The sequence below is a fragment of the Aquimarina muelleri DSM 19832 genome, from assembly GCF_000430665.1.
In the GTDB taxonomy this organism is placed as follows: Bacteria; Bacteroidota; Bacteroidia; order Flavobacteriales; family Flavobacteriaceae; genus Aquimarina; species Aquimarina muelleri.
In genome coordinates this window covers 1-11,874 of record NZ_AUML01000033.1, presented here as the reverse complement: position 1 = coordinate 11,874, position 11,874 = coordinate 1, and the positions used below count along the sequence as shown (strand labels likewise).

Sequence of the window (11,874 nt, the reverse complement as noted above, 5' to 3'; positions counted from 1 at the left end):
ACGGTTTATATTTATTCTGAAATTGAGATATAAAAAGAACATTTTATTCCGGTAAATTCAAATGATAAATGGTATAATATCTAAAAAATCATGAAAATAACTAAAGTATCCTACGAACGTTTAGAACTTTCTCTTTCCTCACCGTATACTATTGCATACGAAACAATATCTGGCGCTACTAATTTTATCTTAAAAATAGAAACAGACAAAGGACTTGTAGGATATGGTTGTGCCGCTCCGGAGCCTACTGTAACAAGAGAAACCCCAGATGAAGTAGAACAAAATATAAAAACTAGTATCATTCCTTTTTTATTAGGAAGAAATCCCTTTATGTTATCTGAAACATTAGAAGGCCTTAAAACGCTTCTTTCGGTTAAATCCTCTGCCCTGGCAATGGTTGATATGGCACTTTTGGATATCGTTTCTAAAAAAATGGAAGTCCCTTTATATCAATTTTTAGGAGGATATCGAAATAGTATTGCTACCAGTATTACTATTGGAATACTACCATTGGATGAAACGTTAAAAATAGCTTCCGAATATGTTGCACAAGGCTTTTTTGTTTTAAAAATTAAAGGAGGTCTTTCTCTCGAAAAAGATATCGAGAAAATGGTATACCTACGTGAAAAATTCCCAAATATACAATTACGATTTGATGGCAACCAAGGATATTCTGTAGAAGACGCAATAGCATTTTTTACGGCTACAAAAGATATAGGTATTGAAATTTTTGAACAACCTACCAAAGTAGGAAATGGCGAAAAACTAGGCTTAGTTAGTCAAAAAGTAGGGATTCCAGTAATGGCTGACGAAGGAATTAAAAGTTTACAAGATGTTTTTCGCTTGGCACAAAATAATTTTGTAGACATGGTTAATATAAAAATAATGAAGGTTGGAGGTATTGTAGAAGGAATGCACATAAATTCAGTAGCCAAATCTGCAAACATAGATGTAATGGTAGGGTGTATTGATGAATGTAGACTAGGTATATCTGCAGGTCTACATTTTGCTTTATCCAAACCCAATATTAAGTATGCAGACTTAGATGGTCATTTAGACATGATAAATGATCCTTTCAAAAATTTATTTAAACTCGAAAAAGGAATATTGTATCCTACAAACAACCCAGGGTTAGGTAAAATTGATCTTTAAAACTACAAAATCTCTGGTTTTATATACCAAAAATGCAAAGGCTGTTTATTTAATCAATAACCTCGTGAGTTTCCTCCTCAATGAGAAATTAAATATTAACCAAACAGCCTTATAAAAAATATTTCTATACATAAAAATTAAAACCCAAAAGAACACATTTCACCTAAGAAGTCTAGCTCCTTTAGAAATAAAAATGGAAGTAACCAATAACAAATATAAAGGAGTGACTTAAAAAAATGAAACAAATTTAGTAGGTAATCCAAAGTAGACATTCTAATAATGTACAACTGTATTTATTGATTTGATTTTAAATATTCATATTTAATTAAATCCGCTTTATCTACTATTTCAATTTTTTTAGCATCTCTTATAATAAAATTTTTATTAGTTATTTCGAAAACATCATTATAATAATGATCTGTTAAGATTATACCTTTTGATTTTTTTAATTTTAATAACAAATCTTTGATTACATCTTTATAAATTGGTTCAATCATTGAAAACGGTTCATCTAACATTAAAAAAGTATGACTTAAATTCCCTATAATTAATAACTCCAGATAACGTAATTGTCCTAAAGATAATTTCCCAACTTTTGTTTTTTCAAAACTGGATACTTGTGGAGAATAGAAAATTTTGTCTTGGTCTTCTCCGTTTGGAAAAAATAAAGGAATTATTTCTCTTACTTTCTGTTCTTTTGGCAGAAATGTATCTTGTGGCAAATATGCTATCTTTTTTGAAGAAATTATATCATTTGGAAAAATAGTCTTTGAATTTATTTTTATATGAATTGAATCTGCTTTTACTGTTCCAAAGATTAGCTTTAATAACGTTGATTTCCCTGTTCCATTCCTACCAAAAGCCCCTATAATCTCCCCAACTTTACATTGAAGGTTAATATTTTTCAAAAGGATTTTTTTTCCGTAAGATTTGTTCAGATTAGTTATTTCTAATACGTCCATTTATCTAATTATAATATAAATTAGAAATAGTAAAAAAGAAATAATCATATTTAATAACCATACTTTTTTTAAAAGACTAGTTTTTGTTAAACCAAGGTTATAATATACGTAATATTGATTATTCTTGAAAGTTTTATAACCCAAATAACCTATTACAATTCCAAGTGAAGAAAATATAATTATACTCCATAAAAGGCCTGATATTAAACCAATAATCAAAGAAAATGGAATATTAAACACATTAATATCCCAAAAGTATTTCCAAATAGCTTTATTGTACATTCTTTTTATAATAATTGTCATTTTAGTTATGTACTCTTATCTATCTTATATTTTTTCAAAGTCTAAAACTATATACTTGTTTTTATTAAATATTTTGTTTGATTTCCTTATACCAAAATAGCCATGTTTTCTATTAATATTTGTTTCTGTAATATATATTATTCAATTTCATACAATTTCATTATTTTATTAAAATCTGTTGAATCATTGATTTTATAAAAATAATTCAGTTGCCATTTTTGCGTTTGTTCTGCTTGCTTATTTTGAGCTATATCCCAATTTGGATACACTCGAAAACCTCTTTTTCCTTCTTTTTTTTCCGTTGAAATTATTCCTTTTTTAATCAGTATAGATTTTGGAAAAACAAATTGTCCAAACTCGTTGTCAGCACGAACATTTATAGTATAAAAATCAATTTGGTCAATCTCTTCAAAAGGTTCAATCAAACCGTTACCATTTCGTTTCCAGAATGTTACAAATTGTCCGCTTTTTTTAGGTGTGATTTTGGCATTTCTGCTTATGATATGTAATTCATTTAATTTGAACCGACAAGCACAATACTCCTTACTTTCAAGTTCGATTTCAAAATCCAAAATTTCAAACCCACATTTATCGTAAACATCTGTTTTAATTTGGTTTAAATTATAATCCATTTATTTTATTCCGTTTTCTTTTTGATTAGGTATACTGTTTATTATATCATACAACTGCAAATATCGAGTAGGTAAAAGATACTCCTAACTCATCTAATTTTTTATACAAATCTATAATTTAATTTGAATATCAAACTGACAGTGGTAAAAATAGATCTGAGAATTGTATCCTAACCACTTGTTCTTGTTTTTTTAAATCACTTCTATATTTTTGTTATATAAGTTATCTTACCAACTTGATTTTGATATTTCTGAAAAGTATTAGCTATAATGAAATTCTGTTACTAATTTTATGTCAAAAACCGGGTTTTCAGTACTAAAAACCAATTCTTGATAACTCTAATAAGCTTATTGAAGTACAATATTTCTCTATATCAAAAAGCACAGTCGAGAAGTTAATATGAAAGTCATTCCTTTAGATTTGTTTAAAAGAATTAGTGAGATCAATAACCTCGGATAAAGTTCACGAGGTATACTTCTGAACATATATTTTGTTCTCAAGACAAGCTTCGTAGAATTAAACTCCACAATGTACAATATAGATTAAAGTCAGTTATTTAAATATTTTTTGTTATTTGATTTAATACTACAGCGCTCAGGTATAAACCACTTCCAAAAACACTATGTGTTATAAGACTCATAAGTCTGGCTTTATTGGGATCTGGTAAATTTGAACCAGCAATCCCAAAACCAAATGCAGGTTGCATAAGAAAAAAAGGAGCTACAATAGTAATTATACCAATAATTAATGCCGGGATAACGGTTGGATTATCCAGCCATGTTTCTCCGTAAACAAAAACTAATAAAAAAGAAAATATGATTCCAATAATATAGTGAGCTAACCAACTTATAATTTTTTCATAATTAACAGGTGCTGTTTCCATTATCTTATTGTGGAAAAATTTCCTTTTTTTAAAGTGACCTATCCAACGGCCAACAAATCTATAATCAAGTGATTTTATCCCTAAAAATCTTAGAATTAAAGAATATATATCCATAAAAAATGTAGCTCCTATACCTATTAAAATTGTTTGTACTACTAACATCATTTTAGTGCTTTTTTATTTCTCGCAATAATACGCAAGTAAATTAGTACTGAAACAGGACAAAACTATATATAAATAGTACTATTTTAAATTTCACTTAAACCTTTTGCTATAAACTTCCTTCTATATATTTTTTTGATTAATTCCTCTAAAATAATATTTCCTACCATTATTTATCTTTATAATAATAACACTTTCTACTAACGATCATACTTCTCCCATATTTACCGTAATTATTTTCTTAAAACCAGTGACTTTTTAAGCAATATGTGTCAGAATATCTAATAAATAAAAAAATAGATGCAGTATATTATTTTTTATGTAGGTTTTATTATAACAGCATACGCAGTTATAGCCAATGATGTTATTCAAACTTTAGGAACCTTTTTGGCTTCTAATAAGAAAAAACACTGGGCTTTACTTTGGTTATTTGCAGGAAGTATTCTTACTATAACTTTATTTTATGGATGGTACAGTCATAATGGAGATGTATCTTATGGCAGGTTAGATAAAATCCCTTTACCTAACGAACTACAATGGTGGTATTTATTAGCACCAATATCTCTATTAGTTATTACCAGATTTGGAATCCCTGTAAGTACTACCTTTATGATACTTAGTGTTTTTTCTACAAGCCAAATTATAGAAAAAATGATCCTGAAATCTGTTTTAGGATATGCTCTTGCTTTTATAATTTCCTTGCTAATCTATTTAGCTATTTCTAAAATATTTGAGTCTAATGTTGCTTTAAGGTTGATGAAAATTAAGAAGCAAAAAAAATATTGGTTGTTGGCACAATGGTTTTCAACAGGTTTCTTATGGTCTCAATGGTTAATTCAGGATTTTGCTAATATATATGTATTTTTACCTAGACGCCTTCAGTTATATGAATTATTACTCTCGTTAGGGATTATTTTGATTATCACCATATATATATTTAAAAGTCGTGGTGGAAAAATACAACAAATTGTAAATCAAAAGTCTAATATCGAAAACATCCGTTCTGCAACAATAATAGATTTATGTTATGGTATTTTGCTATATATATTAGGAAACATAAGTCCTATTCCAATGAGTACAACATGGGCGTTTATTGGCATTTTAGCAGGTAGAGAGATTGCTATCAGTTACTTGCTTCAAAGAGAAAAACTAAAGCATACCTATAAAATAATATTTAAAGATCTAGCAAAAGTTAATATAGGGCTTATCGTTAGCATACTAGTAGCATTTGCTATTCAATTACTAAAAACCTAAAAATGAGAACTCTACTTTTTAAAACAATGTTATTATTTCTTGTTGGTTATGGTTATGCTTTGACTGCACAGGAGCTCCCTGTTAGCGTCCCTATAGATTCCACCATATCATTAAGGGAGTTATTAGATCCTAATTTACAGCAAAAATTAGAACAAACTTTGAACAATAATAAACAATGGAAATCTTTAATTTTTCAAAAAAAGATGGCTGTTGGCATTGTAGATCTAAAAGATATAAAGCATATTAGATTTGCTAGAGTTAATGGTAATGAAATGATGTATGCTGCCAGTCTTCCAAAAATTGCAGTTTTATTGGCTTCTATAGATGCTATCGATAAAGGCGAACTTAAAGAAACGCCCACTATAAAGCATGATATGCTAATGATGATTAGTAGATCTAATAATCAAGCAACAACTCGTATGATCGACAGAATTGGTTATGATAAAATTGAAGCTGTATTAACCAGTGATCGCTATAATTTATATGATAAAGAATCTGGTGGTGGGCTTTGGGTGGGCAAAAGGTATGCCGCAGGAGGTGCTACTAATAGAGAACCTTTAAAAAACCTAAGTCATGCTGCTACAGTTACTCAGGTTTGCAGGTTTTATTATATGCTTTTTCAAGGTAAATTAGTTAACAAAAAACGATCCGCACAAATGCTGGAAATTATGACAGACCCTTCATTACATCATAAATTTGTTAGTACACTAGATAAAATTGCTCCTGGCGTTCGGTTATTTAGAAAATCAGGTTCCTGGAGTACCTACCATTCGGATTCTATTTTGGTATGGGGTTCTCCTTCCAGAAGGTATATTCTAGTTGCTCTTGTAAATGATAAGAATGGAGAGCAGATTATAAGAAACCTGGTAATTCCTATAGAAAAAGTATTAAACGAGTAGTACTAAAAGAAAATAAATAAGTATTTGAGACTATCCTATATTTTTAAGAATCCTTTTATAACACTACCTAAAATAAGGCTTTAGCAAAATGATAAAAAACACTTTCAAAAAGATTTTTGATATTAAAAACGAAGAAATTAAAACTGCCCTGCTTATGCAAGGCTATATCTTTTTGGTTATTGCAACCTTATTAGTAATAAAACCAACTATTAACTCTCTCTTTATTTCAGATTTGGGAGCTGACAGTTTACCTGTAGGATATTTATTAATTGCAATTAGTGCTATAATAACTTCTTTTTTTTATTCTAAAGCTACAGAACGGTTTTCATTAAAACGTATTATTAAATTTACACTTACCTTTTCTATTATCTCTTTAATTCTTTTAGGATTACTTTTGCATTTTCAATTAATAAAAGGTTGGGTCTTATATGTTTTTTATGCTGGTGTAGCTATATATGCTGTACTTATTACGTCTCAGTTTTGGGTACTTGCTAATTTAGTTTTTAATGTTAGAGAAGCTAAACGGTTATTCGGTTTTATAGGAGCAGGAGCAATTACAGGAGGTATTTTTGGAGGATATCTTACTACTATATTAGCTCCATACATAGGTAATGCTAATCTAATATTTATAGCGGCACTTTTTTTAGTTTGCTGTTTTCCTATTCTATCTATTTTATGGAAAGAAAAAGTAGAAAGATTAAATACTTTTAAACAGAAAAAAAGAATAGCGCCATCCCAAGAACGCTCCTTTAAATTAATACGAAGCTCAAAACACCTATCGTATCTTTCTATAATTATAGGGATTGGAGTAATAACCGCGAGATTAGTAGATTTTCAATTTAGTGATATCGCTTCTAAAAAGATAACAGATAGCGAAGAATTAACTTCATTTTTTGGATTCTGGTTATCTACTTTTAACTTAATTTCATTGCTAATACAACTTTTCTTGACTCGAAAAATAGTTGGCGTTTGGGGAGTTGGTTTTTCATTACTTCTTTTACCATTATTTGTCCTGTTAGGAGCCCTGTTATTTTTAGTTTTTCCCGAGCTATGGGTAGTTATTTTATTAAAAGCCACAGATGGTAGCTTAAAACAATCTGTAAATAAATCTGCGATGGAGCTACTGGCACTTCCTTTACCATATACTCTAAAAAAGAAAACTAAATCCTTTATCGATGTAGTAGTAGATAGTATAGCAACAGGAATTGCTGGTTGTATCCTTATTTTTCTTATCAAAGGTCTTGATGTGCCCGAACACTATATTATGTTACTTATCCTTTTATTAACTCTGGTATGGGTATACTTTGTTTTTAAAGTACGAAAAGAATATTTTCTGTCTTTTAGAAAAAATCTGGAGAACCTACTTCCCATATCTCAAAAAAGAATTAAAAAAGCAACGAAGGATTCTTTCCTAAAGGGAATGAAAAATGTATTTGAAAATGGTACTGAAAAAGAAATACTATTTATGTTGGGCAAAACCAAAGAGCTTAACGACAAACGTTTTGCTGAAACGGTTAGAAAACTACTAAGTCATCCATCTAATAGCGTAAAAGCGGAAGCATTGCGAAATCTGTATTACCTTAATAATGATAATAGTATTATTCTTGAAATACAAGATATGCTTAAAATTGAAAATGATGAAGTCGTATTAGCAGCCTTAGAATATATACTGCTTCATGCAGATCTTAACGAATCTATTGTGTTTGATACCTACCTAAATCATCCTAACGAATATATTTCCAGAGCAGCATTACTATCCTTGGCAAAAGAAACCAGAGACAATCCGTCTTTACAGTATAAGTATGAATTTTCTACACATATTAAAGATAAAATATCTAAAATTAAAAGCCTGCAAGATGATGAAATTAAAGAAAAAGAAGAAATAGAACTTATTAAGGTTATAGGTCATGCAGATTTTAAAGAAGGATACTCTTACATCTTAGATGGGTTAACATCCCCTTACTTTGTAGTAAAAAAGAATGCCATTTTAGCTGCAGGCAACACAATGAGCCCTGTTTTTGTGGATAATCTGCTAGAATTGCTAGAGGATAAATCGTATCGGGAGGATGTAAAACTTGCATTATTGCACTATGATAAAGCAATGGTAGAAGTTTTACATCATAAAGCACTACATAATCAACACTCTTTGTCTATACGAAGATTTATTCCACAGGTAATCTCTGTATTTAAAAATCAGGAATCGGTTAATGCACTTCTTGATATTTTTAAAACTGTAGAAGATTTAACCATTCGCTTAGAATGTGTAAGAGCTTTATCTGCCTTAAAAGTAGAAACTTCTGATCTCTATTTTGATAAAAACAAAATAGCTACCTTAATTTTGGAAGAATGTAAACTATACAATTATACCCTTTATGCAATGCATACTCAGATAATTATACAGTACATGAAACGCAAAAAATTTAAAAAACAATTTTTTGATGCAGAAATGGATGCCAGAGAAAGTTTGATGGAGCTTCTAGAGCGTAGATTAGATGCAGGATTAGAACGAATATTTAAACTTTTAGAGCTACAATATACTCCTAAAGATGTACAAATAGCATACAAAGGTATTTTAAGTGAAGAGCAAGAAAAAAGAACCAATGCTATAGAGTTTTTAGATATCCTGCTAAATCAAAATTTAAAAAACACATTAATACCTATAATCGAAGCTACCATTCTGGATACCTCCTCTGAAGAAGTAATTGAAATGATAAGTAAAAACAAGTTTACCGAATATCAATGCTTTGAAACTATCTTAAAAGGAAAAGACCTTAGATTAAAACTTGCGGTATTATATCTTATCGAACAAAAAGGAGAACATAAATATTTGCCTTTAATTACTCCTTTTATGCAAAATGAAGATAAAAAGATCGAAGATTTTGCTAAAAAAGCATACAATAATATAATGACTAAAAACACTAGTAAAGAATGAATTATAAATCCATTATAGCAAAAATAAAACCAAAAGCTTTACAAATTTGGTCATTCCTGAAAAAGCATCCTTTTAAATCCTTAGGTTATGCATCTGCTCTGGTAGTTTCTTTTGTTATATTATTATTCGTAATAACTTATTTTGGTGCTTTTGGCCGTATCCCAAAGGAAAATGAACTTAAAAATCTAAAAAACCCGTTAACCTCAACTATCTACGGAAGCGATGGAAAAGCCATTGGTAATTATTTTTTACAAAACAGGTCTAATATAGATAGTACACAACTAAATCCCTACTTAATAAATGCACTAACATCTACAGAAGATGTACGGTTTTATTCGCACCACGGGATAGATTACAAAAGTTATGCAAGGGTAATAATTAAATCTATTTTATTACAAAAAAGTACTGGTGGCGGTAGTACTATAACACAACAGATTGCAAAAAATCTATTCGGAAGAAAAAAACAATATATACTCTCTACCCCTATTAACAAAATGCGAGAGGTTATAATTGCTAACAGATTAGAAAATATTTACAGCAAAGAAGATCTTATCTTATTATATTTTAATACGGTTTCTTTTGGTGAAAATATCTACGGAATAGAAAAAGCTGCCATGCGTTTTTTTAGTAAAACCCCTAAAGAACTAACCTTGGCAGAAAGTGCTACTTTAATAGGTCTTTTAAAAGCCCCCACCTACTACAACCCAAGAAAAAACAAAAATCGTGCAGAACAACGTCGTAATACGGTTATGCAACAAATGCTAAAATATAATTATATTACTAAAACAGATTATGAAACTGCAAAAAACCCTTTGGTTCTAAAATATCAACCTCCTGAAAAAACTTCTTCTTTAACTTCTTATTACAAAGAATATGTAAAAGCAGAATTTGACAAATGGGCAATTGCCAATCCTGCAAAAGGTAGATATATTTATGATCTGGATAAAGATGGGTTAAACGTATATACCTCTATAAATCCGTATGTTCAAAAATATATAGAAAAAGCAATGATCCGGCAAATAGAAAGATTACAGGATATGATGGATAAAAACTGGAATAGTGTAACTACAACAGGTGGTAAAGACTCTCTTGTTAAAAAATTAGTAGAAAGCCACAGACAAGTAAAAACACTCCTAAAACAAGGAAAAACTAAACAAGAAATTGCGCAGTTTATTCATCAAAAAAAACCAAGAAAATACTGGGAAATAGATAAAGGGTATATTTTGACATCTCAATCTTTACAAGATTCAATAGTAAATGCAATTACCAGATTACATACAGGTATAATTGTTATGAATAGCCACAATGGCAAGATTATGGGATATCTTGGTGGTATTGACTATGGTTTTTCTCAAACCGATAATACACAAAGCCGAAAACAGGTAGGGTCTACTTTTAAACCTATTACCTATCTGGCTGCTCTCGAAAATGGATCAGACCCCTGTGATTATTATGATAATTTTTTAAGAACGTATACTGAATTTGAAAACTGGAAACCTAAAAATGCGAATAATACATATGGAGGAAGTTATAGCCTACAAGGAGCCTTAGCACATTCTGTAAATACCGTATCTGTTAGCGTACAACTTAAAACAGGAATGAATAAAGTGATAAATCTGGCAAGAAAAATGGGGATTATTTCAGATATCCCACAAGTTCCTTCGATAGTATTGGGAACCGCAGATATAAGCCTTATAGAAATGGCTACTGCCTATGCTAGTATATCTAATGGTGGGACTGCTGTTACCCCATATACGATAGAAAAAATTGAAAATCATGATGGAACCATCTTGTATGAGGCAAAATCTACCTATAAAGGAAGAGTTGCCTCTAAACAAAACGTAACAAAACTTCAAAAAATGATGGAAGGAGTCTTAACAGAAGGTACAGGAGCTGGATTTAAAAATTATGAAATCCCTTTTACTATTATTGGTAAAACAGGAACCACTCAAAACAATGGAGATGGCTGGTTTATTGGGTGTTCTCCAGAAATTGTAGTTGCCGCATGGGTGGGGACACAAGATAAGAGAGTTCATTTTGCAAATACGTATATGGGATCGGGTGCAAATACCGCAATGCCCATTGTTGCTTCTGTTTTTAAAAGTTTAAGTAGTTGGAAAAAACCAATACTGTCTAATTTTGAATACGATATCCCATATTTTCCTTGTCCTGCACTTAGTGACCTTCCTGCACAAGAAGCGTATGCCTTTTATAAAAATGACACTACTTATATACAGCAATTAAAAATTAAAGATTCTTTACTATCTATAAAAAATGTAGAGATGGATTCTATAGTAATTGATAGTATAAAAACCATAAAAGACTCTATCGTTTCCGTCCCTAATAACTAATACGGTTTAAGGTGCAGTAAGCTACTAATATACTCAAAACAGTATTTTATATATTTTTCTATATTTATAGGTTTATACTCCTCAAAAGCTACTTTTTTAAACAAAAAAACAACCTTTTAGGGTTGTTTTTAATAATCCGCATACAGATTTATACCATTTAACCCGCTTTATGCAGTAGAACTTCGTAATGAAGCTTGAAGATGCCATAAATACATTCGTTTTCTTCATTTTAGCATAGCATCGCTATGGTTAAACCTGAATTATGCAATAGGGTTTAAATTATTGCTATTCCTATTGATTATTACTAGCTTTAGGTTATATTTTAAATTTCACCCATATGGTT

Annotated in this window: 8 protein-coding genes; 5 read left to right on the top strand and 3 right to left on the bottom strand. The window is 29.9% G+C overall.

The features are described 5' to 3' along the window. Positions 1-90 precede the first annotated feature (90 nt). Positions 91-1,152: a mandelate racemase/muconate lactonizing enzyme family protein gene (locus H527_RS0113625; RefSeq protein WP_027413226.1), complete on the top strand. Its 1,062-nt coding sequence runs from the start codon at positions 91-93 to the stop codon at positions 1,150-1,152. A gap of 293 nt (positions 1,153-1,445) precedes the next feature. On the opposite strand, the gene H527_RS0113620 is transcribed toward H527_RS0113625, so the two are convergent. From H527_RS0113620 to H527_RS0113605, 3 genes are all read right to left on the bottom strand, one after another. Beyond that, positions 1,446-2,060, bottom strand: coding sequence for an ATP-binding cassette domain-containing protein (locus tag H527_RS0113620; protein ID WP_308427915.1), 615 nt, complete (start codon positions 2,058-2,060; stop codon positions 1,446-1,448). Between the two features lie 494 nt (positions 2,061-2,554). Next, positions 2,555-3,049 carry a MepB family protein gene (locus tag H527_RS0113610; protein WP_027413223.1) on the bottom strand — a complete coding sequence of 165 codons (495 nt, stop codon included), beginning with the start codon at positions 3,047-3,049 and terminating at the stop codon, positions 2,555-2,557. Positions 3,050-3,606: 557 nt separating this feature from the next. Then, positions 3,607-4,098: a DUF2938 domain-containing protein gene (locus H527_RS0113605; RefSeq protein WP_027413222.1), complete on the bottom strand. Its 492-nt coding sequence runs from the start codon at positions 4,096-4,098 to the stop codon at positions 3,607-3,609. Between the two features lie 297 nt (positions 4,099-4,395). Here H527_RS0113605 and H527_RS0113600 point away from each other — a divergent pair, with 297 nt between their 5' ends. From H527_RS0113600 to H527_RS0113585, 4 genes are all read left to right on the top strand, one after another. After that, positions 4,396-5,349: a hypothetical protein gene (locus H527_RS0113600; RefSeq protein WP_027413221.1), complete on the top strand. Its 954-nt coding sequence runs from the start codon at positions 4,396-4,398 to the stop codon at positions 5,347-5,349. Positions 5,350-5,351: 2 nt separating this feature from the next. Further along, positions 5,352-6,248: a serine hydrolase gene (locus H527_RS0113595; protein ID WP_027413220.1), complete on the top strand. Its 897-nt coding sequence runs from the start codon at positions 5,352-5,354 to the stop codon at positions 6,246-6,248. Between the two features lie 88 nt (positions 6,249-6,336). Continuing rightward, on the top strand, positions 6,337-9,180 hold the full coding sequence (locus H527_RS0113590) for an Npt1/Npt2 family nucleotide transporter (RefSeq protein WP_027413219.1): 2,844 nt from the start codon (positions 6,337-6,339) through the stop codon (positions 9,178-9,180). After that, the gene (locus tag H527_RS0113585) at positions 9,177-11,531 is read left to right on the top strand and encodes a transglycosylase domain-containing protein (protein WP_051316766.1); all 2,355 of its coding nucleotides are present in this window, start codon (positions 9,177-9,179) and stop codon (positions 11,529-11,531) included. Before H527_RS0113590 ends, H527_RS0113585 begins: the two co-directional genes overlap by 4 nt. Positions 11,532-11,874 lie beyond the last annotated feature (343 nt).

Bases quoted from the DNA above. Each gene is read 5' to 3' on its own strand.
- H527_RS0113625 (WP_027413226.1), top strand. From the start codon at position 91: ATGAAAATAACTAAAGTATCCTACGAACGTTTAGAACTTTCTCTTTCC.
- H527_RS0113610 (WP_027413223.1), bottom strand. From the start codon at position 3,049: ATGGATTATAATTTAAACCAAATTAAAACAGATGTTTACGATAAATGT.
- H527_RS0113605 (WP_027413222.1), bottom strand. From the start codon at position 4,098: ATGATGTTAGTAGTACAAACAATTTTAATAGGTATAGGAGCTACATTT.
- H527_RS0113600 (WP_027413221.1), top strand. From the start codon at position 4,396: ATGCAGTATATTATTTTTTATGTAGGTTTTATTATAACAGCATACGCA.
- H527_RS0113595 (WP_027413220.1), top strand. From the start codon at position 5,352: ATGAGAACTCTACTTTTTAAAACAATGTTATTATTTCTTGTTGGTTAT.
- H527_RS0113590 (WP_027413219.1), top strand. From the start codon at position 6,337: ATGATAAAAAACACTTTCAAAAAGATTTTTGATATTAAAAACGAAGAA.
- H527_RS0113585 (WP_051316766.1), top strand. From the start codon at position 9,177: ATGAATTATAAATCCATTATAGCAAAAATAAAACCAAAAGCTTTACAA.